This is a genomic window from Streptomyces sp. NPDC007095 (genome assembly GCF_040634475.1).
In the GTDB taxonomy this organism is placed as follows: domain Bacteria; phylum Actinomycetota; class Actinomycetes; order Streptomycetales; family Streptomycetaceae; genus Streptomyces.
This window is the reverse complement of sequence record NZ_JBEYFS010000001.1, coordinates 45,001-70,008: the sequence shown is the minus strand read 5'-3', so window position 1 is coordinate 70,008 and position 25,008 is coordinate 45,001. Positions and strand designations below refer to the sequence as shown.

The window sequence follows — 25,008 nt, the reverse complement described above, 5'->3', positions numbered from 1 at the left end:
GGAAGAGCGGTGGGGAACGGCCGGGAACGGGCCGGGGCGGGTGCCGCGAAACGGATTTGGGCGATCGGCGGGCGAGCGTGTAATGTCTTCATCGCTCGCCCCAATAGCTCAGTCGGTAGAGCGTCTCCATGGTAAGGAGAAGGTCTACGGTTCGATTCCGTATTGGGGCTCTGGTGTGAGGGGTTCCCGTCGCAAGACGGGGACCAATCGCATCACAGCGGTGTAGCTCAGTCGGTAGAGCAAGCGGCTCATAATCGCTGTGTCACCGGTTCAAGTCCGGTCACCGCTACAGACAGTAGCCGATTGTGGGGTCGGTCCTTCGATCGGCTACTCTTCTATGCGTTAATGTCCTATCCGTTCGTCAAGGAGCACTCCTGTGGCTGCCACCGACGTCCGCCCGAAGATCACGCTGGCCTGCGTGGAGTGCAAGGAGCGGAACTACATCACCAAGAAGAACCGGCGTAACGACCCGGACCGACTGGAGATGAAGAAGCACTGCCCGCGTTGCAACGCGCACACCGCGCACCGCGAAACGCGATAAATCAGGCTCGTACACGAGGCCGTCCCCAGTAACGGGGGCGGCCTCGCGTCGTTCACCGGCGGAGTGCCGACGTACGAGTGGTCGTCGAGCAGTCGCCGACAGTCCTCGTACGGGCATCGGTCCGAGAATCGCTGCACCGGCTGAAAACCAGGAGGTACCGAGCCCATGGCGCTCGACCAGTCCTTCGTGGGGCGGTCCTACCCGCCCACCGACCCCTATGAGGTCGGTCGGGAGAAGATCCGCGAGTTCGCGGAGGCCGTGGGGGACACCAACCCGGCGTACACGGACCCGGAGGCCGCCAAGGCGCTCGGGTACTCCGATGTGATCGCCCCGCCGACCTTTGTGTTCGCGATCACCTTCAAGGCCGCGGGGCAGGTCGTCCGGGACCCCCGACTGGGTCTCGACTACAGCCGCGTGGTGCATGGTGACCAGAAGTTCGCCTACACCCGTCCGGTGCGTGCGGGCGACCGGCTCACGGTCACCTCGACCATCGAGGCGATCAAGTCCATGGCGGGCAACGACATCGTGGACATCCGTGGCGAGGTCCATGACGAGGCGGGCGAGCACGTGGTGACGGCCGTCACCAAGCTCGTGGCTCGCGCGGCGGAGGAGGGCTGACCATGACGGCGAAGATCGCGTATGACGACGTCGAGGTCGGTGCCGAGCTGCCGGCCCAGACCTTCCCCGTGACACGCGCCACACTCGTGCAGTACGCGGGCGCCTCCGGGGACTTCAATCCCATCCACTGGAACGAGAAGTTCGCGGTCGAGGTCGGTCTCCCTGACGTCATCGCGCACGGCATGTTCACCATGGCCGAGGCGATCCGCGTCGTCACCGACTGGGCCGGCGATCCGGGCGCGGTCGTCGAGTACGGCGTCCGCTTCACCAAGCCCGTCGTCGTCCCCAACGACGACAAGGGGGCGACCATCGAGGTCAGCGGCAAGGTCGCGGCCAAGCTGGACGACAACACCGTCCGCGTCGACCTCACCGCGATGAGCGCGGGGCAGAAGGTCCTGGGCATGTCGCGAGCGGTCGTTCGACTGGCCTGATGGCCGTCGTGAGGAGCGATGGGTAAGCGGGGTAAGGGGCGCCGGCCATTGTCGGCGCCCCTTACGTGCGCCTTGGCCGCGCCGGCCGTACCCGGCCGTACCCGGCCGTATCCGGTTCGTCCGTCCGCGGTCCGGTTGTTTGCGGGTGAGTGTGGTCTGTCTGCTGTACCGGTTGTCTGCAGGCGCCCGTGGTTCGTGCGTCCGTGGTTCGTGCGTCCGTGGTTCGTGCGTCCGTGGTTCGTGCGTCCGTGGTCCGGTTGTTTGCGGGTGAGTGTGGTCTGTCTGCTGTACCGGTTGTCTGCGGGCGCCCGTGGTCCGTGCGTCCGTGGTTCGTGCGTCCGCGGTCCGGCTGTCCGCGGTCCGTCCGCTCCGGCCCGCTGTGTGGTGGGTCGGCCGTGCCGGTACGTCGAGCCCGTCGCCGCTGGATCAGACGTGGGCCGGGCAAGGGAGCCGCTGCTCGATCCGGGCGTGAGCGACGGGCTCGCGACGTACGGGCACGGCCCCTTCCGTGCGCGCGGCTGCCGGTCGTGGGCGTCACGAAGCCGCTCCCGCCGACCGCTCGACGCACCGGCACGGCCCCTCTCGTACGTGTGCGGCCGCAGGTCGTCGCGGCTGCCGGTCGTGGGGCGTGCGCATCGCTCGAAGCCGCTCCCACCTACCGCTTGACTTAGTTAGTGATTGGGCACTAACTTAGCCGCATGGTCAGGATGAGCGCAGACGAGAGGCGCGAGAGCGTCATCCGCGCGGCGATCGTGGAGTTCGCCCGGGGTGGTTACTACGGCACGTCCACCGAGGTGATCGCCAAGCGTGTCGGCGTCTCGCAGCCGTATCTCTTCCGGCTCTTCCCCGGTAAGCGGGCGATCTTCCTCGCGGCGGCGCAGCGCTGCATGGAGGACACCATCCGCACCTTCGGGGAGGCCGCGAAGGGTCTGGAGGGTGAAGACGCCCTGCATTCCATGGCGAACGCGTACACCAGGGCGATCGCGGAGCACCCCGAGCAACTGCTGATGCAGATGCAGATGTACGTCGCGACCGCGGCCGCGGAGCAGGCCGGCGACCGCGAGCTCGGTGAGGCCGTACGGGCCGACTGGATGCGGCTGTGGGAGACGGTTCATCTGCCGCTCGGCGCCGACCTGAACGACACGACGGTCTTCATGGCGTACGGCATGCTCGTCAACTGCCTGGTGGCCATGGGTTTTCCGCCCGAGCACAAGGTCTGGGAAGGGATGTATCCGTCGGCGCGGTTCAAGGGTCGACTGGAGAAGTAGGCAGGGGCAGGAAGCGGGCGGGGGAGGCGGATGTCGGCGCCCTTTTCCGGCCGCGAAAGTTAGTAATCAATAACTAACCGTAGGGCGATCGCCCTTAGGGGGAGCGATGTCACAGCAGACCGCACGTCGCGGGGGAGCCACCTGGGCCCTCATCATCACCAGCGTCGCCGGATTCATGGCGGCCCTCGACAATCTCGTCGTCACCACCGCACTGCCCTCCATCCGCAGGGATCTCGGCGGCGCGCTGGACGACCTGGAATGGACCGTGAGCGCCTACACGCTCACCTTCGCCGTCCTGCTGATGTTCGGTGCGGCGCTCGGTGACCGGTTCGGCCGCCGTCGGCTCTTCCTCGTCGGTCTCTCCGTCTTCACCGGCGCCTCGGCGGCCGCGGCCATGGCGCCCGGCCTCGACTCGCTGATCGCCGCCCGCGCGGTCCAGGGCGTCGGCGCGGCGATCATGATGCCGCTCACGCTCACCCTGCTGACGGCCGCGGTGCCGGCCGCCAAGCGCGGCATGGCGTACGGGATCTGGGGCGCCGTGAACGGCCTCGCGGTCGCGTCCGGGCCCCTCATCGGCGGCAGCCTCACCGAACACGTCTCCTGGCACTGGATCTTCTGGCTGAACGTTCCGCTGGGCCTCGCCCTGCTGCCCCTCGCCCGACTGCGGCTGGCCGAGTCCCACGGCACCGGCGCCCCGCTCGACATCACCGGCACCCTGCTCGTCAGCGGCGGTCTCTTCGGGATCGTGTACGGCCTGGTCCGCGGGCCCGCCGAGGGCTGGACCAGCCCGATCGTCCTGACCGGTCTGCTCGCCGGCGCCGCGCTGCTCACCGGCTTCGTCTTCCACGGCATCCGCGCCAAGAACCCGATGCTGCCGATGCGGCTCTTCCGCTCCCGCGCCTTCGCCGGCATCAACGCCGCGAGCCTGCTGATGTTCCTCGGGATGTTCGGCTCGATCTTCCTGCTCAGCCAGTACATGCAGGGCGTCCTCGGCTACTCGCCCACCCAGGCCGGCCTGCGGATGCTGCCCTGGACCGGGATGCCGATGCTCGTCGCGCCGATCGCCGGGTACCTCTCCGACCGCGTCGGCGGGCGTCCCGTGGTCGCCACCGGGCTCTTCCTGCAGGCCGCCGGGCTCGCGTACTACGCCTCCGTGGTCGCCGCCCACGCCTCGTACGCCGCGCAGCTGCCCGCCCTGATCGTCAGCGGTATCGGAATGTCCCTGTACTTCGCCCCGGCCTCCAACCTGGTGATGTCCAGCGTCCGTCCGCAGGAGCAGGGCATCGCCTCCGGAGCCAACAACGCGCTGCGTGAGGTGGGCGGCGCGCTCGGTATCGCGGTGATGTCCTCGATCTTCTCCGCGCAGGGCGGTTACGGGACCGCGCAGACCTTCGTGGACGGCCTGCGGCCCGCGCTCGTGGTGGGCTCCGCGGTGGTCGCCCTGGCGGGTGTCGCGGCGCTGCTCATCCCGACGGCGCGGCGTGCGGCCCAGGCCCGGGTCGTCGCCTCCGAGTCGCCCCAGGGGCAGGATCTGGCCCAGGTGCCGGTTCTGGAAACCGCCTCGCGCTGAGGGGATGGAATCCGCCTCGCAGTGAGTGGGAGGGAAACCGCCCGCCGGTGGAGGGTCCGGGATCCAAATCCTTGATTGGTCCATCTCGTGAACACACAGAAGCGGCCCCGCCTCGACCGGCGGGGCCCTTCTCGTACTCTTGAGCCCGTGCAGGAACTCCACGACGCCCCGCTCGCCCCGCTGACCACCTTCCGGCTGGGGGGTCCCGCGACCCGGCTGATCACCGCCACGACCGACGCCGAGGTGATCGCCGCCGTCCGAGAGGCCGACGACACCGGTACGCCGCTGCTGATCATCGGCGGCGGATCGAACCTGGTCATCGGCGACAAGGGCTTCGCCGGGACCGCCGTGCGCATCGCGACCACCGGTTTCGCCCTCGAAGGTACGAGGCTGGAGCTGGCGGCGGGCGAAGTGTGGACCGACGCGGTCGCCCGCGCTGTCGAGGCCGGGCTCGCCGGCGTCGAGTGCCTCGCCGGGATCCCCGGCTCCGCAGGCGCGACCCCGATCCAGAACGTGGGCGCGTACGGCCAGGAAGTGTCGTCCACCATCACCGAAGTGATCGCGTACGACCGTAGGGCGCGTGAGACGGTCACCCTGGCCAACGCCGACTGCGCCTTCTCGTACCGCCACAGTCGCTTCAAGGCCGACTCCGAGCGGTATGTGGTGCTGCGCGTCAGGTTCGAGCTGGAGGACGCGGACGGGCTGTCGGCGCCGATCAAGTACGCCGAGACGGCACGCTCCCTCGGGATCGAGCCCGGCGACCGGGTGCCGCTCGCCGCCGCCCGCGAGACCGTCCTGAAACTGCGCTCCGGCAAGGGCATGGTGCTCGACCCCGAGGACCACGACACCTGGTCGGCCGGGTCGTTCTTCACCAACCCGATCCTCTCCGCCGAGGAGTTCGCCGCGTTCCACGCACGCGTGGCGGAGCGGCTGGGCACCGAGGTCGTGCCGCCCGCGTACCCGGCGGGCGAGGGCCACACCAAGACCTCCGCGGCCTGGCTGATCGACAAGTCCGGCTTCACCAAGGGCTACGGCTCCGGACCCGCCCGGATCTCCACCAAGCACACCCTGGCCCTCACCAACCGGGGCCTGGCCACCACCGAGGACCTCCTCGCGCTGGCCCGCGAGGTCGTCGCCGGCGTCCGCGACGCCTTCGGGATCACCCTGGTCAACGAGCCGGTGACGGTGGGCGTGGAGCTCTAGGGAGAGCTCAGGGCAGAGCTCAGGACAGAGTTCGAGGTGGAGCTCTGGAGGGTGATTCGCGCACACAGCCGGGTCACTCGTCGGAGTCCTAGTACGCGACTCCGACGCCCTGCTTCACCGCCCCGGGGTCGTCGATCATCGCCAGCATGGCGTGCGCCACGTCGGCGCGCCCGATGAACCGGCCCTTGAGCGGGAAGCCCCCGACGACCGTCCGGTACGAGCCGGTCACTGGCTTGTTCTGCAGCCGCGGCGGGCGTACGACCGTCCAGTCGGTCGCACTCCGGGCCAGTTCGCCCTCCATGGCCGCCAGGTCGGCGTAGACGTCCTTCAGGATCAGCGAGACCAGACCTCGCGCGGCGCGGTCGGCGAGCGCCGCGCCCTCGGGGCCGGGACCGACCGGCCCCGCGCTCACCACCAGCAGCCGGCGCACCCCCTCGGCCTCCATGGTGCCCAGCACCGTACGGGTCAGCCGGGTGGCGATCCCCGCGTCCTTGCGGGTGCGGGCGCCGAGCCCGGAGAGTACGGCGTCCCGGCCCGTGACCGCGGGGCGCAGCGCCTCCGGGTCGGTGAGGTCCGCGCGGAACACCTCCAGGCCCGCACCCGTGACGGTCAGCCGCGTCGGATCCCGTACGACGGCCGTGACCTGGTGGCCGGAGCCCAGCGCCAGCCGGACGATCTCCTGGCCGATGCCGCCGGTGGCACCGAAGACGGTGAATTTCATGACGTGATCCCCCCTGGGTGGATCTGGTGGGTGAGTATTTACTCACCTCTGCTTGCTCCTAGAGTGGGTAAGCACTCACCCACCCGTCAAGGCCGAACAGGGGTGACCATGGAATCCTTGGGGCCCATGCAGCAGAAACCGGCCCGGATCCGCATCCTCGACGCGGCGCACGAGCTCATGCTCACCATCGGCCTCGCCCGCGCCACGACCAAGGAGATCGCCAAGGCCGCGGGCTGCTCGGAGGCGGCGCTCTACAAGTACTTCCCGAGCAAGGAGGAACTGTTCGTCAAGGTGCTCAAGGAACGCCTGCCACAGCTGACCCCGCTGCTGGCTGGCCTCGCGGCCGAGCCGGGCCGGGGCACCCTCCTGGAGAACCTCACCGGGATCGCCCGCCAGGCGGCCCTCTTCTATGAGCAGAGTTTTCCGATCGCCGCATCCTTGTACGCGGAAACGCAACTCAAGCGCCGGCACGAGGAGTCGATGCGCTCCATGGGATCGGGCCCCCACATGCCCATCCGGGGCCTTGCCGCCTACCTCCGCGCCGAACAGGACGCGGGCCGGGTCCGCGCCGGGGTCGACACCTACGCGGCGGCCTCGCTCCTGCTGGGCGCCTGCGCCCAGCGCGCCTTCGCCTACGACTCCACGGAGGAGGGCAAGCCACCGCCCGTGGACGAGTTCGCCTCGTCGATCGCCCGCACGCTGCTGGGCGGAATCTCCGTTGCGGACGAGCCCTCGTGACGGTCACCCTGGCCCGATGAGACCAGCCCCCACGGCCGTGCGGCACTCCCCGTGCGGCTGAGCGTCACGGAGTTCACGCCGCGCGTCGGCCCGCGCGCCTACCGGGTCGTCCAGCCGCGTCCGCCGCTGCGGCACACCACGCTCAGTGACCCCTTCGAAGGCTGGGGCTACCTCGTGGGCGACCATGACGGACTCGCCCGGCTGGCCGCGCTCTTCTCGTTCGCCGCGTTCTCCCGGCACACGATCGTGCATGTCCCGCTGCGACGGAGCATCCCCAGGGCCTACGCGCCCGGGGTGCCGGTCGACCTCGTCCTCACCCACCGGTCGCCGGGCCTGCGGGCCTCCGCCTGGCCCGAGCTGCGCCGTCGGCTGCGGGAGGGCACCCCGCTCACCGTGCGCACGAACGAGGAGCGCACGGCCACCCACGCGGCCGCCTGGGAGGCGCGCTGGGAGCGGCGCTGGGACCGCCTCGACGTGCGGGACCGGATCCATCCGGCCGTACACGCGGGGACTCTCTTCCTCCTCGGGGCCCGGGACACCTTCGCCTCGGCCGCCACGCACCTGGAGACGGCGGCCGGGTTCGGGCCGCGTGGGAGGCGGGCCGCCAAGGGGCATGACGTGCTCGTCGCCTCCCTCACCCCGCACCTGCCGCTGTCACAGGGCCGTCATGTCGAGCTGGACATCGGCTTCCAGGCGTATCCGCCGTACACCCACTTCAGGCGACCGGGGCGGCCAGCCAGTCGTCGATGCCCGACAGCAGCTTCTCCTTGATGTCCTTGGGAGCCGCCGTGGCCCGCACCGACTGGCGTGCCAGTTCGGCCAGTTCCGCGTCCGTGAAGCCGTGGTGGTGGCGTGCCAGCTCGTACTGGGCGGCGAGCCGGGAGCCGAACAGCAGGGGGTCGTCGGCGCCGAGGGCCATCGGGACGCCGGCCTCGAAGAGGGTGCGCAGGGGGACGTCCTCGGCCTTCTCGTAGACCCCCAGGGCGACGTTCGACGCCGGGCACACTTCGCAGGTGATGCCGCGGTCCGCGAGCCGCTTCAGCAGCCGCGGGTCCTCGGCGGCGCGCACACCGTGCCCGATCCGGCTGGCGTGCAGGTCGTCCAGGCAGTCGCGGACCGACGCCGGGCCGGTCAGCTCGCCGCCGTGCGGCGCGGACAGCAGCCCGCCGTCCCGCGCGATCGCGAAGGCCCGGTCGAAGTCCCGCGCCATGCCCCGCCGCTCGTCGTTGGAGAGCCCGAAGCCGACGACGCCGCGGTCCGCGTAGCGCACGGCGAGCCGGGCCAGGGTGCGGGCGTCCAGCGGGTGCTTCATGCGGTTCGCGGCCACCAGGACGCGCATCCCGAGCCCGGTCTCCCGCACGGCCGAGTCCACCGCGTCCAGGATGATCTCCAGCGCCGGGATGAGCCCGCCCAGACGGGGCGCGTACGAGGTCGGGTCGACCTGGATCTCCAGCCAGCCGGAGCCGTCCTTGATGTCCTCCTCGGCGGCCTCGCGCACCAGGCGCTGGATGTCCTCGGGCTCTCTGAGGCAGGACCGCGCCGCGTCGTACAGCCGCTGGAAGCGGAACCAGCCGCGCTCGTCGGTCGCCCGCAGCCTGGGCGGTTCGCCGCTGGTCAGGGCGTCGGTGAGGGCTTCGGGCAGCCGGACGCCGTACTTGTCGGCCAGTTCCAGCACGGTGGTGGGCCGCATCGAACCGGTGAAGTGCAGGTGCAGATGGGCTTTCGGCAGTTCAGAGAGATCACGTACGCGCTCCATCCCAGGATCCTGCCGTACGTTCCCGTCGTGCCGGTAGCGCTTTCCCCGTTAGTGGTCTTGCTCGCACGAAGAAGCGGGCCGCCTCCCCGGAGGGAAACGGCCCGCACACACGCGTGGAGCGTGAAAACGTCAGTCCCGTGCCTCGGCCAGGAGCTTCTGGATCCGGCTGACGCCCTCGACGAGATCCTCGTCACCCAGGGCGTACGACAGACGCAGGTACCCCGGGGTGCCGAAGGCCTCACCCGGGACGACCGCGACCTCGGCCTCCTCCAGGATGAGAGCGGCCAGCTCGACCGTGTCCTGGGGGCGCTTGCCGCGGATCTCCTTGCCGACGAGGGCCTTGACCGAGGGGTACGCGTAGAAGGCGCCCTCGGGCTCGGGGCAGAGCACGCCGTCGATCTCGTTGAGCATCCGCACGATGGTCTTGCGGCGGCGGTCGAAGGCCTCGCGCATCTCGGCGACGGCCGTCAGATCGCCGGAGACGGCGGCGAGGGCGGCGACCTGGGCGACGTTGGACACGTTCGAGGTGGCGTGCGACTGGAGGTTGGTCGCGGCCTTGACGACGTCCTTCGGGCCGATGACCCAGCCCACGCGCCAGCCGGTCATGGCGTACGTCTTCGCGACGCCGTTCACGACGATGCACTTGTCGGCGAGCTCGGGGACGACCACCGGGAGGGAGTGGAATTCCGCGTCCCCGTAGACCAGGTGCTCGTAGATCTCGTCCGTCAGGACCCACAGGCCCTTCTCGGCGGCCCAGCGGCCGATCTCCTCGATCTGCTCGCGGCTGTAGACCGCGCCCGTCGGGTTGGACGGGGAGACGAAGAGCAGCACCTTGGTGTTCTCGGTGCGGGCGGCCTCCAGCTGCTCGACCGAGACGCGGTAGCCGGTGGTCTCGTCGGCGACGACCTCGACCGGGACACCGCCGGCGAGACGGATCGACTCCGGGTACGTCGTCCAGTACGGCGCCGGGACGATGACCTCGTCGCCCGGGTCGAGGATCGCGGCGAAGGCCTCGTAGATGGCCTGCTTGCCGCCGTTGGTGACCAGGACCTGGGCGGCCTCCACCTCGTAGCCGGAGTCACGCAGGGTCTTCGCGGCGATCGCGGCCTTCAGCTCGGGCAGGCCGCCGGCCGGTGTGTAGCGGTGGTACTTCGGGTTGGAGCACGCCTCGATGGCGGCCTGGACGATGTAGTCCGGGGTCGGGAAGTCGGGCTCACCGGCGCCGAAGCCGATCACCGGGCGCCCGGCGGCCTTCAGGGCCTTGGCCTTGGCATCCACGGCGAGGGTGGCGGACTCGGAGATCGCGCCGACTCGGGCGGAGACCCGGCGCTCGGTGGGAGGGGTTGCAGCGCTCATGGGGCCCATCGTTTCAGACTGGAAACGCCCCCGGCACGCGGGTTTCACAGACTGAACAACGAGAGAACAACCGTCCGTATCCGGACCCCTCGCCGGTCGATCTTCGGCGGACAAAGCCCGTACGGACACTTTCTGTTCGACGACCGGCCCCGGACCACGTACACTCTCACCTCGTTGGCCTTCAGCGGGCGCACTCATCCGATGCACACCGAGCATCCGGGTGGATGCGGTACGTTGGGGGAAACAAAGGGTCGTAGCTCAATTGGTAGAGCACTGGTCTCCAAAACCAGCGGTTGGGGGTTCAAGTCCCTCCGGCCCTGCTACACACACCTTCGCCAGGATGTGTGCGCATGTACGTACCGCAATGCACCGCCGTGCGGCTCAACCGGGCGCGGCACGGCCACGACCCGGAATCAGGTGAGGACGAGTGACGGACGCCGTGGGCTCCATCGACATGCCTGATGCCGAGGCGCCCGAGTCTCAGAAGAAGGCCCGCAAGGGCGGTAAGCGTGCCAAGAAGGGCCCGCTGAAGCGCCTTGCCACTTTCTACCGCCAGATCATCGCGGAGCTCCGCAAGGTCGTCTGGCCGACTCGCAATCAGTTGACGACGTACACCACAGTGGTGATTGTCTTCGTCGTCATCATGATTGGCCTGGTGACCGTGATTGACTATGGGCTCAACCACGCCGCCAAGTACGTCTTCGGCTGAGCCGAGAGCGAAGGGCGCCGTCACCGGCGCCCCCTTTCGCGTGTTCCACCCCCATGTATCCAGGAAGAAGCAGCCACCGTGTCTGACCCGAACCTGAACGATGCCAGCGAGTCGGTCGAGTCCGTTGACGACGAGCTCGACATCGTCGAGGGCGCGGACGTCGTGGACGAGTTCGAGGCTGCCGATGCCGCCGCCGGCGAGCCCGCCGAGGAAGCGGCCCTGCACGTCGAGGACGAGTCCGGTGAGGACGTCGAGGACGAGGACGTTCCCGACGAGGCCCTCGCCGAAGACGCCGAGGAAGGCGACGAGGAAGAGGCCGAAGAAGAGGCCGAGCCCGTCGACCCCGTCACCGCACTGCGCGAGGAGCTGCGCACGCTCCCGGGCGAGTGGTACGTCATCCACACGTACGCCGGTTACGAGAACCGCGTGAAGACCAACCTCGAGCAGCGCGCCGTCTCGCTGAACGTCGAGGACTTCATCTTCCAGGCCGAGGTGCCGCAGGAAGAAGTCGCGCAGATCAAGAACGGCGAGCGCAAGACGATCAAGCAGAACAAGCTCCCGGGCTACGTCCTGGTCCGCATGGACCTGACGAACGAGTCCTGGGGTGTCGTCCGCAACACTCCCGGTGTCACCGGCTTCGTGGGCAACGCCTACGACCCGTACCCGCTGACGCTGGACGAGATCGTCAAGATGCTCGCCCCGGAGGCCGAGGAGAAGGCCGCCCGTGAGGCCGCCGAGGCCGAGGGCAAGCCCGCTCCGCAGCGCAAGGTCGAGGTCCAGGTGCTGGACTTCGAGGTCGGCGACTCGGTCACCGTCACGGACGGCCCGTTCGCCACGCTGCAGGCGACCATCAACGAGATCAACGCCGACTCCAAGAAGGTCAAGGGCCTGGTGGAGATCTTCGGTCGCGAGACCCCGGTCGAGCTTTCGTTCGACCAGATCCAGAAGAACTGACACCTTCTGGACGTACGTCTTCCGAACAGGTCAGACGGGCTCACGCAGCCCGTCTGACCTGCTCGGTTTTTGGCCGCGCATGGATACCCGTTATCGTTGTGCGGTATGCCTCCATCCGGATGAACCGGGCGGAAGCTGAAAACTCTCACTAGGACCCGGAGAGAGCACATGCCTCCCAAGAAGAAGAAGGTCACGGGGCTTATCAAGCTCCAGATCCAGGCCGGCGCGGCCAACCCGGCTCCGCCGGTCGGCCCGGCGCTGGGCCAGCACGGCGTCAACATCATGGAGTTCTGCAAGGCCTACAACGCCGCGACCGAGTCGCAGCGCGGTTGGGTCATCCCGGTGGAGATCACGGTCTACGAAGACCGCTCCTTCACCTTCATCACCAAGACTCCGCCGGCCGCCAAGATGATCCTCAAGGCCGCGGGTGTCGAGAAGGGCTCCGGCGAGCCGCACAAGACCAAGGTCGCCAAGATCACCCAGGCGCAGGTCCGTGAGATCGCCACCACGAAGATGCCCGACCTCAACGCCAACGACCTGGACGCCGCGTCGAAGATCATCGCCGGCACCGCCCGTTCCATGGGCATCACGGTCGAGGGCTGACACCCACCTTCGTAGGAACCATGCGGCGTGAGCCGCACGTGGCAGGGCCTGCTCGGTCCGTACCACGACTCCTCAGAACACATCAGGAGCAGTAGTGAGCAAGCGCAGCAAGTCTCTCCGCGCTGCGGACGCCAAGATCGACCGGGAGAAGCTCTACGCCCCGCTCGAGGCCGTCCGTCTCGCCAAGGAGACCTCCACGAGCAAGTTCGACGGCACCGTCGAGGTCGCCTTCCGCCTGGGTGTAGACCCGCGCAAGGCCGACCAGATGGTCCGCGGCACCGTGAACCTCCCGCACGGCACCGGTAAGACCGCCCGGGTCCTGGTCTTCGCGACCGGTGACCGTGCCGAGGCCGCACTCGCCGCGGGCGCCGACATCGTCGGCTCCGACGAGCTCATCGACGAGGTGTCGAAGGGCCGTCTGGACTTCGACGCCGTCGTCGCCACCCCGGACCTCATGGGCAAGGTCGGCCGTCTGGGCCGTGTCCTCGGCCCGCGTGGTCTGATGCCGAACCCGAAGACCGGCACCGTGACCCCGGACGTGGCCAAGGCCGTGACCGAGATCAAGGGCGGCAAGATCGAGTTCCGCGTCGACAAGCACTCGAACCTGCACTTCATCATCGGCAAGACCTCCTTCGACGAGGCCAAGCTGGTGGAGAACTACGGCGCCGCGCTGGACGAGATCCTTCGTCTGAAGCCGTCCGCCGCCAAGGGTCGCTACATCAAGAAGGCCGCGATCAGCACCACGATCGGCCCCGGCGTTCCGGTCGACCCGAACCGCACCCGCAACCTCCTCGTCGAGGAGGACCCGGCCGCCGTCTGAGCCTTCCGCTCACCACGGTGACCGCGTCGCATACGCGTTCTTGGCACGGGCCCCGCAACCTTTCGAGGTGCGGGGCCCGTCCCCATTCTTGGATACGTGTGTCAGTGGGCTGCGTTAGCGTGCAGCTCTCAGGATTCGCATAGGGGTGGGACGAATGAAGAGCACGCGCGTGCGCCGAGTGACCCTTTCGATCGCGCTGGTGAGCGCGCTGGCAGGGGTGGCCGCCTGTTCCTCGGGCTCCTCCGGAGGCTCCGGCAAGGACGACAAGGCGGCCCAGGGCACCACTCACGTCAGCCCCATAGCGGCCCTGCAGTCCGCGGAGAAGTCCACCGACGGCGCCGACTCCGCCAGGATCGAGTCCACGACGAGCCTGGGCACGCTGATGTCCATGAAGTCGGACGGCTCCATGGGCTGGGGCAACGGCCTCACCGGTGACATGACGATCACGTACACCGGCGGCACGATGGCCGAGACGATGCGCAAGACGGGCAGCACTTCCATGCAGGCCCGCTATCTGTCGGACGCCTACTACGCCAGGATGGGCGAGGCGTTCGCCAAGCAGGTGGGCGGCAAGCACTGGATCAAGTACGCGTACGACGACCTGGCGAAGCTCGCGGGTGGCTCCGGCGCGTTCCTGAAGGACCAGATGCAGAACAACTCGCCGAACCAGTCGGTGAAGCTCCTGCTGGCCTCCGGCGACGTGAAGAAGGTCGGCGACGAGACGGTCCGCGGCGAGAAGACCACGCACTACGCGGGCACGGTCGACGTCTCGGACCTCGCGGCCAAGAGCTCGCACCTCACCGCGAGCCAACTCGCCGACCTGAAGAAGCAGTTCACCCAGGCCGGCATCACGACGGAGGACGTCGACATCTGGGTCGACGGCAAGGACCTGCTCGTCAAGGCGGTCTCCAAGGGCGAGATGTCGAGCGGCACGATGTCCTCCACGACGTACTACAGCGACTACGGAGTGAAGGTCTCCGCCGTGGCGCCCCCGGCGAGCGACACGGCCGACTTCAAGGACCTGCTGAAGACGCAGGGACTGACGCCGGGCAGCGGCGACACCTCGAGCGGGTCGGGCACCACGAGCTGAGGCTCCAGGCGCCTGGAGGACCGGGTGCCCAGGTGCCCAGAGGTCCAGGTACCAAGAAACTCGAATACCAAGAAACTCAAAAGAATTCAGGAGACGCTCGAACCTCCCTGGGCTACGCTGCTGGCGCAGTCTGTGTATCGCTCATGTGTTCCCTGGGGGGATCCTGATGTTTTCTGTGCGTGACTCCGTACGACACGGAGCGGCGGGGGCCGCACTCGCGGCCCTGGTCCTCGGAGGGGGCGCCGTCGCCTGCGCGAAGGGCGACGAGGCGCCGAAGATGACGCCCGCGGCGGCCGTGGCCAAGGCGGCGAAGAACAGTGAGGCCATCACCTCGCTCAGCTACCGGATGACCGGCAAGGTCCCGGAGACCGGCCGCGTCGAGGCCCAGGCGTCGATGAGCATGAAGCCGCTGGCCATGAGCATGAAGATGACCGCTCTCGACCAGGGCGCCGACGGCAAGATGGAGATCCGGGTCGTCGACGGGGCGATGTACCTGGGCGGGGGCGCGGCCGCCGCCAAGGAGATGGACGGCAAGAGCTGGATGAAGTTCGACATCTCCGGGATGGCCAAGGGCGCCGACGGCTCCGCGGGCATCGACGCGAGCAAGCTCTCCGACCAGGCCGGCCAGGACCCGTCCCAGGAGTCCACCTACCTGACCGGCTCCAAGGACGTGAAGAAGGTCGGCACCGAGAAGATCGACGGCGTGCAGACCACCCACTACAACGGCACGGTCACCCTCGACGAACTCCGCGCCGAGCTCAAGAAGAAGGACAAGGCGACGCGGGACAAGCGCGTGAAGAGCCTGAAGCAGTACGAGGAGCTGGGCGCCGACAAGCTCACGATGGACATGTGGGTCGGGCCGGACGACCACACCAAGCAGGTCCGGGTGCGCGCCGCCTCCGACAAGGGCCCGCTCGACATGACCATGGTCTTCCTCGACTACAACAAGCCGGTGACGGTGAAGGCCCCGCCCGCCAAGGACACCGTCGACCTCGCGCAGCTGATGAAGGACGCCCAGAAGGGCTGATCCGGCACTGAACCGCCGCTGAGCCGAGGCGCCGTGGGGCGCCGGGCCGAGGCGCCGTCGAGTGCCGGGACGAGGCGCTGTCGAGCGGATTTGCTTGACAGCGACCGCGTCACGTACTGTTCCCCAGAAGCCAAAGACCGCTGGTCGTTGCCTTGCGCTCGCAAGAGGGCAGGGCGGCCGAAGGATCCGCTGAAACTGCGGACGACCCGCGTAGGTGACCGTGGATGTGCTCCCGGAGTTCGCTTGCCCAGCTTGCGGACGTACCGGTCGAGCTACGCCCCGTGCGCCTGCGCCGGGGCGTTTCGTTTTGCCCAGCCCCTTCTGAGCGGTCCTCATCACCCGGAAGGAGGCCGACGCTCTATGGCAAGGCCCGACAAGGCTGCCGCGGTAGCCGAGCTCGCGGACCAGTTCCGCAGCTCGAACGCCGCTGTGCTGACCGAGTACCGGGGTCTCACCGTGGCGCAGCTCAAGACGCTGCGCCGTTCGCTCGGTGAAGACGCCCAGTACGCCGTGGTGAAGAACACGCTGACCAAGATTGCGGCCAACGAGGCCGGGATCTCCACGCTCGACGACCTGTTCAACGGTCCGACGGCGGTCGCGTTCATCACCGGTGACCCGGTGGTGTCCGCGAAGGGTCTTCGTGACTTCGCCAAGGACAACCCCAACCTCGTCATCAAGGGCGGTGTCCTTGACGGCAAGGCGCTGTCCGCCGACGAGATCAAGAAGCTTGCGGACCTCGAGTCCCGCGAGGTTCTGCTCGCCAAGCTGGCGGGTGCCTTCAAGGGCAAGCAGACTCAGGCTGCCCAGCTCTTCCAGGCGCTCCCCTCGAAGCTCGTCCGCACCGTGGACGCTCTTCGTGCCAAGCAGGCCGAGCAGGGCGGTGCCGAGTAATTCGGCTCGCGCATTGACCGCCGCCTGAACAGTTCCGTCTAGGCAGTGGTCGCAGCGGGCCGAAAGTACGCCCGCCTCACATGTACATCCGGCACCAGCCGAATAAGTGGAAGGATCGCCCATCATGGCGAAGCTCAGCCAGGAAGACCTGCTCGCGCAGTTCGAGGACATGACCCTCATCGAGCTCTCCGAGTTCGTGAAGGCGTTCGAGGAGAAGTTCGACGTCACCGCCGCCGCTGCGGTCGCCGTCGCCGGTCCGGCCGGCCCCGCCGCCGCTGCCGAGGCCGTCGAGGAGCAGGACGAGTTCGACGTCATCCTCACGGGTGCCGGCGAGAAGAAGATCCAGGTCATCAAGGTCGTGCGTGAGCTGACCTCCCTGGGTCTGAAGGAGGCCAAGGACCTCGTGGACGGCGCCCCGAAGCCCGTTCTCGAGAAGGTCGCCAAGGAGGCCGCCGAGAAGGCTGCCGAGTCCCTCAAGGGCGCCGGCGCCTCCGTCGAGGTCAAGTAGTCCCACGGGCCCGCTGAGGGCCCCTCGCGAGCTGATACAGGGCCACTAGTGGGCCTGTAACGCTGACGCACCGAAGAGCGATCACCCAACTGGGTGGTCGCTCTTCGGGGTTCCTGGGGGTCCGGTGGCGGCTGCCTTGCACTGTCGGTGGCGACGAGTATGGTGATCTTCGTTGTGCCTCCGGCCGAGCCCGTGACGGGCTGCTAGACGGGCTGCAAGACAGGTTGCACGTGACGATCGCGGCACTTGCTTAGGGCATGGGGGGCCTTGACGAACCGCACGCAGCGCGCAATTCTCAGGACGCGTCGTCACAACGATCCGGATCCGAGGCATGGATCGGTGGCGAAGAGGGCAGTATCGATGTGCATTGAGGGCGTGGCTTGCCGCAGGTGTTGAGAACAACGATGGTCTCTAAAAACCGGGACTGGACATCAGTGGGCCTAGTGGCTACACTGACCCTTTGCGCTGCCTGTTAGCTGCCTCCTGCCCGTCACCAGGGGCATGCCCTCGCGTGAGCACCGATGACTAGATCATCCCTGACCTGGCCTTTTGGCTGAATCGGGAACGGACTGTCTCTGTGCCCACAGTGGGGGGCCGGTACGCGCGTAGTGAGTCCGAGCCCTCGGAAGGACCCCCTCTTGGCCGCCTCGCGCACTGCCTCGACCGCGAATACGAACAACGGCGCCAGCACCGCCCCGCTGCGCATCTCCTTTGCAAAGATCAAGGAGCCCCTCGAGGTTCCGAACCTTCTTGCGCTGCAAACCGAGAGCTTCGACTGGCTGCTCGGCAACGACGCGTGGAAGGCTCGTGTCGAGGCGGCTCTGGACAACGGACAGGACGTCCCCACGAAGTCCGGTCTGGAGGAGATCTTCGAGGAGATCTCTCCGATCGAGGACTTCTCCGGGTCGATGTCCCTGACGTTCCGGGACCACCGCTTCGAGCCCCCGAAGAACTCCATCGACGAGTGCAAGGACCGCGACTTCACGTACGCGGCCCCGCTCTTCGTCACCGCCGAGTTCACCAACAACGAGACCGGCGAGATCAAGTCCCAGACGGTCTTCATGGGCGACTTCCCGCTCATGACCAACAAGGGCACCTTCGTCATCAACGGCACCGAGCGTGTCGTGGTGTCGCAGCTGGTCCGCTCGCCGGGCGTCTACTTCGACTCCTCGATCGACAAGACGTCCGACAAGGACATCTTCTCCGCGAAGGTCATCCCGTCCCGGGGTGCCTGGCTGGAGATGGAGATCGACAAGCGCGACATGGTCGGTGTCCGCATCGACCGCAAGCGCAAGCAGTCCGTCACCGTTCTCCTGAAGGCTCTCGGTTGGACGACCGAGCAGATCCTCGAGGAGTTCGGCGAGTACGAGTCCATGCGCGCCACCCTGGAGAAGGACCACACCCAGGGCCAGGACGACGCGCTGCTCGACATCTACCGCAAGCTGCGTCCGGGCGAGCCCCCGACCCGCGAGGCCGCGCAGACGCTTCTTGAGAACCTCTACTTCAACCCGAAGCGCTACGACCTCGCGAAGGTCGGCCGCTACAAGGTCAACAAGAAGCTGGGCGGCGAGGCCCCGCTGGACGCCGGGATCCTGACCGTCGAGGACATCATCTCGACGATCAAGTACCTGGTGAAGCTGCACGCCGGTGAGACCGAGACCGTCGGTGACAACGGCACGCAGATCGTCGTCGAGACGGACGACATCGACCACTTCGGCAACCGTCGTCTGCGCAACGTCGGCGAGCTCATCCAGAACCAGGTCCGCACGGGTCTGGCTCGTATGGAGCGCGTCGTCCGCGAGCGCATGACGACTCAGGACGTCGAGGCGATCACGCCGCAGACCCTGATCAACATCCGGCCGGTCGTCGCCTCCATCAAGGAGTTCTTCGGCACCAGCCAGCTGTCGCAGTTCATGGACCAGAACAACCCGCTGTCGGGTCTCACCCACAAGCGCCGTCTGTCGGCTCTTGGCCCGGGTGGTCTCTCCCGTGAGCGGGCCGGCTTCGAGGTCCGTGACGTGCACCCCTCGCACTACGGCCGCATGTGCCCGATCGAGACCCCTGAAGGCCCGAACATCGGTCTGATCGGCTCGCTCGCCTCCTACGGCCGCGTCAACGCGTTCGGTTTCGTCGAGACGCCGTACCGCAAGGTCACCGGCGGTGTCGTCACCGACGAGGTCGACTACCTCACGGCCGACGAAGAGGACCGATTCGTCATCGCGCAGGCCAACGCGCCGCTGACGGACGAGCTCCGCTTCGAGGAGTCCCGCGTCCTGGTCCGCCGTCGTGGTGGAGAGGTCGACTACGTCCCCGGTGAGGACGTCGACTACATGGACGTCTCGCCGCGCCAGATGGTGTCGGTCGCGACCGCCATGATCCCGTTCCTCGAGCACGACGACGCCAACCGTGCCCTCATGGGCGCGAACATGATGCGCCAGGCCGTGCCGCTCATCAAGTCCGAGGCGCCGCTGGTCGGCACCGGCATGGAGTACCGCTGTGCGGTCGACGCCGGTGACGTACTGAAGTCGGAGAAGGACGGTGTGGTCCAGGAGGTCTCCGCGGACTACGTCACCACCGCCAACGACGACGGCACGTACACCACGTACCGCCTGCACAAGTTCTCCCGCTCGAACCAGGGCACCTCCGTCAACCAGAAGGTTGTCGTGGACGAGGGCGCCCGGGTCATCGCCGGTCAGGTTCTGGCCGACGGCCCGGCGACCGAGAACGGCGAGATGGCGCTCGGCAAGAACCTGCTCGTGGCGTTCATGCCGTGGGAGGGTCACAACTACGAGGACGCGATCATCCTGTCGCAGCGCCTCGTGCAGGACGACGTCCTCTCCTCGATCCACATCGAGGAGCACGAGGTCGACGCCCGTGACACCAAGCTCGGCCCCGAGGAGATCACCCGGGACATCCCGAACGTCTCCGAGGAGGTCCTCGCCGACCTCGACGAGCGCGGCATCATCCGCATCGGTGCCGAGGTCGTCGCCGGCGACATCCTGGTCGGCAAGGTCACGCCCAAGGGTGAGACCGAGCTGACCCCGGAGGAGCGCCTGCTCCGCGCGATCTTCGGTGAGAAGGCGCGCGAGGTGCGCGACACCTCGCTGAAGGTGCCGCACGGCGAGATCGGCAAGGTCATCGGCGTCCGCGTCTTCGACCGTGAAGAGGGCGACGAGCTGCCGCCGGGCGTGAACCAGCTGGTTCGTGTCTACGTGGCGCAGAAGCGCAAGATCACGGATGGTGACAAGCTCGCCGGCCGTCACGGCAACAAGGGTGTCATCTCCAAGATCCTGCCGATCGAGGACATGCCGTTCCTGGAGGACGGCACCCCGGTCGACATCATCCTCAACCCGCTCGGTGTCCCGTCCCGAATGAACCCGGGACAGGTGCTGGAGATCCACCTCGGCTGGCTCGCCAGCCGCGGCTGGGACGTCTCCGGTCTCGCGGACGACTGGGCGCAGCGCCTGCAGGCCATCGAGGCCGACGTGGTCGCCCCCGGCACCAACGTCGCCACCCCCGTCTTCGACGGTGCGCGTGAGGACGAGCTGGCCGGTCTGCTGAACCACACGATCCCGAACCGTGACGGCGAGCGCATGGTGCTTCCGTCCGGCAAGGCGCCGCTGTTCGACGGCCGCTCCGGCGAGCCGTTCCCGGAGCCGATCTCGGTCGGCTACATGTACATCCTCAAGCTCCACCACCTGGTCGACGACAAGCTGCACGCCCGCTCGACCGGTCCGTACTCGATGATCACCCAGCAGCCGCTGGGTGGTAAGGCTCAGTTCGGTGGCCAGCGCTTCGGTGAGATGGAGGTGTGGGCGCTGGAGGCGTACGGCGCCGCTTACGCCCTCCAGGAGCTGCTGACCATCAAGTCCGACGACGTGACCGGCCGCGTGAAGGTCTACGAGGCCATCGTCAAGGGCGAGAACATCCCCGAGCCCGGCATCCCCGAGTCCTTCAAGGTGCTCATCAAGGAGATGCAGTCTCTCTGCCTCAACGTGGAGGTGCTGTCCAGCGACGGTATGTCCATCGAAATGCGTGACACCGACGAGGACGTCTTCCGCGCGGCGGAGGAGCTCGGCATCGACCTGTCCCGGCGCGAGCCGAGCAGCGTCGAAGAGGTCTGACGGGAGTTCGGCGGGCCTTTGACCACCTGTGGAAAAGGTGACAAAGGCCTGCCGGCCCCAGGACCCCCGTTTCAGACCCCAAGACTTACAACCCTGAGAGGGATTGACGCATAGTGCTCGACGTCAACTTCTTCGATGAGCTCCGGATCGGTCTGGCCACCGCTGACGACATCCGTCAGTGGAGCCACGGCGAGGTCAAGAAGCCCGAGACCATCAACTACCGCACCCTCAAGCCCGAAAAGGACGGACTCTTCTGCGAGAAGATCTTCGGTCCGACCCGGGACTGGGAGTGCTACTGCGGTAAGTACAAGCGTGTCCGCTTCAAGGGCATCATCTGTGAGCGCTGCGGCGTCGAGGTCACTCGCGCCAAGGTGCGTCGTGAGCGGATGGGCCACATCGAGCTGGCCGCTCCCGTCACCCACATCTGGTACTTCAAGGGCGTTCCGTCGCGTCTGGGCTACCTGCTCGACCTCGCCCCGAAGGACCTCGAGAAGGTCATCTACTTCGCCGCGTACATGATCACGTTCGTCGACGAGGAGCGCCGCACCCGCGACCTGCCCTCGCTGGAGGCGCATGTCTCCGTCGAGCGTCAGCAGATCGAGAACCGTCGCGACGCCGACCTCGAGGCCCGCGCCAAGAAGCTCGAGACCGACCTGGCCGAGCTCGAGGCCGAGGGTGCCAAGGCCGACGTGCGCCGCAAGGTGCGCGAGGGTGCCGAGCGTGAGATGAAGCAGCTGCGTGACCGTTCGCAGCGCGAGATCGACCGTCTCGACGAGGTGTGGACCCGCTTCAAGAACCTGAAGGTCCAGGACCTCGAGGGCGACGAGCTCCTCTACCGCGAGCTGCGTGACCGCTTCGGCACGTACTTCGACGGTTCGATGGGTGCCGCGGCGCTGCAGAAGCGCCTGGAGTCCTTCGACCTCGACGAGGAGGCCGAGCGCCTTCGCGAGATCATCCGCACCGGCAAGGGCCAGAAGAAGACCCGTGCGCTCAAGCGCCTCAAGGTCGTCTCCGCGTTCCTGCAGACCAGCAACAGCCCCAAGGGCATGGTGCTCGACTGCGTGCCGGTCATCCCGCCGGACCTGCGTCCGATGGTGCAGCTGGACGGTGGCCGCTTCGCGACCTCCGACCTGAACGACCTGTACCGCCGCGTGATCAACCGCAACAACCGTCTGAAGCGACTCCTTGACCTCGGTGCCCCCGAGATCATCGTGAACAACGAGAAGCGCATGCTTCAGGAGGCCGTCGACGCGCTCTTCGACAACGGCCGTCGTGGTCGCCCGGTCACGGGCCCCGGCAACCGTCCGCTGAAGTCCCTCAGCGACATGCTGAAGGGCAAGCAGGGTCGATTCCGTCAGAACCTGCTCGGCAAGCGTGTGGACTACTCCGCGCGTTCCGTGATCGTCGTCGGTCCGCAGCTGAAGCTGCACCAGTGTGGTCTGCCCAAGGCCATGGCGCTGGAGCTCTTCAAGCCGTTCGTGATGAAGCGCCTGGTCGACCTGAACCACGCGCAGAACATCAAGAGCGCCAAGCGGATGGTCGAGCGCGGCCGCACGGTCGTGTACGACGTCCTGGAAGAGGTCATCGCCGAGCACCCGGTTCTGCTGAACCGTGCGCCCACGCTGCACCGCCTCGGCATCCAGGCCTTCGAGCCGCAGCTGGTCGAGGGCAAGGCCATCCAGATCCACCCGCTCGTCTGCACCGCGTTCAACGCGGACTTCGACGGTGACCAGATGGCCGTCCACCTGCCGCTCTCCGCGGAGGCGCAGGCCGAGGCCCGCATCCTGATGCTGTCCTCGAACAACATCCTCAAGCCCGCCGACGGCCGCCCGGTCACGATGCCGACCCAGGACATGGTCCTCGGTCTGTTCTTCCTGACCACGGACGGCGAGCTGCGCGACGTCAAGGGCGAGGGCCGTGCCTTCGGCTCCACCGCCGAGGCGACGATGGCGTTCGACGCCGGGGAGCTCGCGCTCCAGTCGGCCGTCGACATCCGCTTCCCGGTGGGCACCATCCCGCCGCGCGGCTGGACCCCGCCGGCGCAGGAGGAGGGCGAGCCCGAGTGGCAGCAGGGTGACACCTTCCGCCTCCGTACGACTCTGGGCCGTGCGCTCTTCAACGAGCTGCTGCCCGAGGACTACCCGTTCGTCGACTACTCGGTGGGCAAGAAGCAGCTCTCCGAGATCGTCAACGACCTGGCCGAGCGCTACCCCAAGGTCATCGTGGCGGCGACGCTCGACAACCTGAAGGCGGCGGGCTTCTACTGGGCGACCCGTTCCGGCGTCACCGTGGCCATCTCCGACGTCGTCGTTCCCGAGGCGAAGAAGGAGATCGTCAAGGGCTACGAGGCGCAGGACGAGAAGGTCCAGAAGCAGTACGAGCGCGGTCTGATCACCAAGGAAGAGCGCACTCAGGAGCTCATCGCGATCTGGACCAAGGCGACCAACGAGGTTGCCGAGGCGATGAACGCGAACTTCCCGAAGACGAACCCCATCTTCATGATGGTCGACTCGGGTGCCCGAGGAAACATGATGCAGATGCGTCAGATCGCCGGTATGCGTGGTCTGGTGTCGAACGCCAAGAACGAGACGATCCCGCGTCCGATCAAGGCCTCCTTCCGTGAGGGCCTGTCGGTGCTGGAGTACTTCATCTCGACGCACGGTGCTCGTAAGGGTCTGGCGGACACGGCTCTGCGTACCGCCGACTCGGGTTACCTCACCCGTCGTCTGGTCGACGTCTCCCAGGACGTCATCATCCGCGAGGAGGACTGCGGCACCGACCGTGGCCTCAAGCTGCACATCGCGGAGCGCGGCGCGGACGGTGTCCTGCGCAAGGCTGAGAACGTCGAGACCAGCGTGTACGCACGTGCGCTGGCCGAGGACATCACCGTCGACGGCAGGGTGCTGGCCCCGGCCAACACCGACCTCGGCGACGTCCTCATCGACGAGCTGGTCAAGCACGGCATCGAGGAGGTCAAGACCCGTTCGGTCCTGACCTGCGAGTCCGCCGTCGGCACCTGCGCCATGTGCTACGGCCGTTCGCTGGCCACCGGCAAGCTGGTCGACATCGGTGAGGCGGTCGGCATCATCGCCGCCCAGTCCATCGGTGAGCCCGGTACCCAGCTGACGATGCGTACCTTCCACACCGGTGGTGTGGCCGGTGACGACATCACCCAGGGTCTGCCCCGTGTCGTCGAGCTCTTCGAGGCTCGTACGCCGAAGGGTGTCGCCCCGATCTCCGAGGCCTCCGGCCGCGTGCGGATCGAGGAGACCGAGAAGACCAAGAAGCTCGTCGTCACCCCGGACGACGGCAGCGACGAGACGGCGTTCCCGATCTCGAAGCGTGCCCGGCTCCTGGTGTCCGAGGGCGAGCACGTCGAGGTGGGCCAGAAGCTCACCGTGGGTGCCACCAACCCGCACGACGTGCTGCGCATCCTGGGTCAGCGTGCCGTCCAGGTCCACCTGGTCGGCGAGGTCCAGAAGGTCTACAACTCGCAGGGTGTGTCGATCCACGACAAGCACATCGAGATCATCATCCGGCAGATGCTGCGCCGGGTGACGATCATCGAGTCGGGCGACGCGGAGCTGCTGCCCGGCGAGCTGGTCGAGCGCTCGAAGTTCGAGACCGAGAACCGTCGTGTGGTCCAGGAAGGCGGCCACCCGGCCTCCGGCCGTCCGCAGCTGATGGGTATCACCAAGGCCTCGCTGGCGACCGAGTCGTGGCTGTCGGCGGCGTCCTTCCAGGAGACGACCAGGGTTCTGACGGACGCGGCGATCAACGCCAAGTCCGACTCCCTGATCGGCCTCAAGGAGAACGTCATCATCGGTAAGCTCATCCCGGCCGGTACGGGTCTGTCCCGCTACCGCAACATCCGGGTCGAGCCGACCGAGGAGGCCAAGGCCGCGATGTACTCGGCCGTCGGCTACGACGACATCGACTACTCGCCGTTCGGCACCGGCTCCGGCCAGGCCGTTCCGCTGGAGGACTACGACTACGGTCCGTACAACCAGTAAGGCGTACGTCTGAAGTACTGAAGGGCGGCCACTCCGTTTCGTACGGGGTGGCCGCCCTTCGGCGTTG

21 protein-coding genes and 3 tRNA genes are annotated in these 25,008 nt (G+C 67.6%); 21 read left to right on the top strand and 3 right to left on the bottom strand.

The features are described from left to right. Positions 1–97: 97 nt before the first annotated feature. The 8 genes from ABZ656_RS00400 to ABZ656_RS00365 all read left to right on the top strand — a co-directional run bounded on the left by ABZ656_RS00400 (position 98) and on the right by ABZ656_RS00365 (position 5,631). A tRNA-Thr gene (locus ABZ656_RS00400) sits at positions 98–170 on the top strand. A 46-nt stretch (positions 171–216) separates the two neighbouring features. Beyond that, a tRNA-Met gene (locus tag ABZ656_RS00395) sits at positions 217–289 on the top strand. A gap of 87 nt (positions 290–376) precedes the next feature. After that, entirely contained in the window at positions 377–541 is a 165-nt protein-coding gene (gene rpmG, locus ABZ656_RS00390) for a 50S ribosomal protein L33 (protein WP_004571794.1), read from the top strand. Between the two features lie 165 nt (positions 542–706). Continuing rightward, complete coding sequence (locus ABZ656_RS00385) at positions 707–1,159, top strand: MaoC family dehydratase N-terminal domain-containing protein (RefSeq protein ID WP_101400087.1); 453 nt, start codon at positions 707–709, stop codon at positions 1,157–1,159. Between the two features lie 2 nt (positions 1,160–1,161). Beyond that, a complete protein-coding gene (locus ABZ656_RS00380; protein ID WP_095853131.1) occupies positions 1,162–1,590 on the top strand; it encodes a MaoC family dehydratase in 429 nt (142 codons plus the stop codon). A gap of 698 nt (positions 1,591–2,288) precedes the next feature. Further along, complete coding sequence (locus tag ABZ656_RS00375) at positions 2,289–2,858, top strand: TetR/AcrR family transcriptional regulator (protein ID WP_180362019.1); 570 nt, start codon at positions 2,289–2,291, stop codon at positions 2,856–2,858. A 106-nt stretch (positions 2,859–2,964) separates the two neighbouring features. Then, a complete protein-coding gene (locus tag ABZ656_RS00370; protein WP_101400089.1) occupies positions 2,965–4,428 on the top strand; it encodes a DHA2 family efflux MFS transporter permease subunit in 1,464 nt (487 codons plus the stop codon). 147 nt (positions 4,429–4,575) lie between these two features. After that, positions 4,576–5,631, top strand: a complete 1,056-nt coding sequence (locus ABZ656_RS00365) for a UDP-N-acetylmuramate dehydrogenase (protein ID WP_101400090.1) — start codon at positions 4,576–4,578, stop codon at positions 5,629–5,631. 88 nt (positions 5,632–5,719) lie between these two features. Here ABZ656_RS00365 and ABZ656_RS00360 read toward each other — a convergent pair whose 3' ends face one another. After that, positions 5,720–6,352 (bottom strand): NAD(P)H-binding protein, encoded by a 633-nt coding sequence (locus tag ABZ656_RS00360; protein WP_101400091.1) that lies wholly within the window; start codon positions 6,350–6,352, stop codon positions 5,720–5,722. Positions 6,353–6,478: 126 nt separating this feature from the next. On the opposite strand from ABZ656_RS00360, the gene ABZ656_RS00355 reads away from it, so the two are divergent. Next, positions 6,479–7,090, top strand: a complete 612-nt coding sequence (locus ABZ656_RS00355; protein ID WP_101400092.1) for a TetR/AcrR family transcriptional regulator — start codon at positions 6,479–6,481, stop codon at positions 7,088–7,090. A 51-nt stretch (positions 7,091–7,141) separates the two neighbouring features. Beyond that, complete coding sequence (locus tag ABZ656_RS00350; RefSeq protein WP_360262981.1) at positions 7,142–7,861, top strand: hypothetical protein; 720 nt, start codon at positions 7,142–7,144, stop codon at positions 7,859–7,861. Here the strand turns inward: ABZ656_RS00350 and ABZ656_RS00345 are convergent. Both ABZ656_RS00345 and ABZ656_RS00340 read right to left on the bottom strand, forming a co-directional pair. Further along, positions 7,806–8,846 (bottom strand): adenosine deaminase, encoded by a 1,041-nt coding sequence (locus ABZ656_RS00345; RefSeq protein WP_360262978.1) that lies wholly within the window; start codon positions 8,844–8,846, stop codon positions 7,806–7,808. The two genes, ABZ656_RS00350 and ABZ656_RS00345, sit on opposite strands and share 56 nt — an antisense overlap. A 129-nt stretch (positions 8,847–8,975) precedes the next feature. Beyond that, on the bottom strand, positions 8,976–10,202 hold the full coding sequence (locus ABZ656_RS00340; RefSeq protein WP_101400095.1) for a pyridoxal phosphate-dependent aminotransferase: 1,227 nt from the start codon (positions 10,200–10,202) through the stop codon (positions 8,976–8,978). Positions 10,203–10,449: 247 nt separating this feature from the next. Between ABZ656_RS00340 and ABZ656_RS00335 the strand changes: the two genes are divergently transcribed. From ABZ656_RS00335 to ABZ656_RS00285, 11 genes are all read left to right on the top strand, one after another. Beyond that, a tRNA-Trp gene (locus ABZ656_RS00335) sits at positions 10,450–10,522 on the top strand. 107 nt (positions 10,523–10,629) lie between these two features. Continuing rightward, on the top strand, positions 10,630–10,911 hold the full coding sequence (gene secE, locus ABZ656_RS00330; RefSeq protein WP_060901504.1) for a preprotein translocase subunit SecE: 282 nt from the start codon (positions 10,630–10,632) through the stop codon (positions 10,909–10,911). 78 nt (positions 10,912–10,989) lie between these two features. Then, positions 10,990–11,865 carry a transcription termination/antitermination protein NusG gene (gene nusG, locus ABZ656_RS00325; RefSeq protein WP_168494601.1) on the top strand — a complete coding sequence of 292 codons (876 nt, stop codon included), beginning with the start codon at positions 10,990–10,992 and terminating at the stop codon, positions 11,863–11,865. A 168-nt stretch (positions 11,866–12,033) separates the two neighbouring features. Beyond that, positions 12,034–12,468: a 50S ribosomal protein L11 gene (gene rplK, locus ABZ656_RS00320; RefSeq protein WP_030359033.1), complete on the top strand. Its 435-nt coding sequence runs from the start codon at positions 12,034–12,036 to the stop codon at positions 12,466–12,468. A gap of 94 nt (positions 12,469–12,562) precedes the next feature. Beyond that, positions 12,563–13,288, top strand: coding sequence for a 50S ribosomal protein L1 (gene rplA / locus ABZ656_RS00315; protein WP_060901502.1), 726 nt, complete (start codon positions 12,563–12,565; stop codon positions 13,286–13,288). 154 nt (positions 13,289–13,442) lie between these two features. Then, a complete protein-coding gene (locus tag ABZ656_RS00310) occupies positions 13,443–14,378 on the top strand; it encodes a hypothetical protein (protein ID WP_101400097.1) in 936 nt (311 codons plus the stop codon). A gap of 175 nt (positions 14,379–14,553) precedes the next feature. Further along, entirely contained in the window at positions 14,554–15,405 is an 852-nt protein-coding gene (locus tag ABZ656_RS00305; RefSeq protein ID WP_360263281.1) for an LppX_LprAFG lipoprotein, read from the top strand. A 360-nt stretch (positions 15,406–15,765) separates the two neighbouring features. After that, positions 15,766–16,296 carry a 50S ribosomal protein L10 gene (gene rplJ, locus ABZ656_RS00300; protein ID WP_060901499.1) on the top strand — a complete coding sequence of 177 codons (531 nt, stop codon included), beginning with the start codon at positions 15,766–15,768 and terminating at the stop codon, positions 16,294–16,296. Between the two features lie 124 nt (positions 16,297–16,420). Continuing rightward, positions 16,421–16,804 (top strand): 50S ribosomal protein L7/L12, encoded by a 384-nt coding sequence (rplL, locus tag ABZ656_RS00295; RefSeq protein WP_067367157.1) that lies wholly within the window; start codon positions 16,421–16,423, stop codon positions 16,802–16,804. A 638-nt stretch (positions 16,805–17,442) separates the two neighbouring features. Continuing rightward, positions 17,443–20,928 (top strand): DNA-directed RNA polymerase subunit beta, encoded by a 3,486-nt coding sequence (gene rpoB, locus ABZ656_RS00290; protein ID WP_101400099.1) that lies wholly within the window; start codon positions 17,443–17,445, stop codon positions 20,926–20,928. Positions 20,929–21,041: 113 nt separating this feature from the next. Continuing rightward, positions 21,042–24,941, top strand: coding sequence for a DNA-directed RNA polymerase subunit beta' (locus ABZ656_RS00285; protein ID WP_060901496.1), 3,900 nt, complete (start codon positions 21,042–21,044; stop codon positions 24,939–24,941). Positions 24,942–25,008 lie beyond the last annotated feature (67 nt).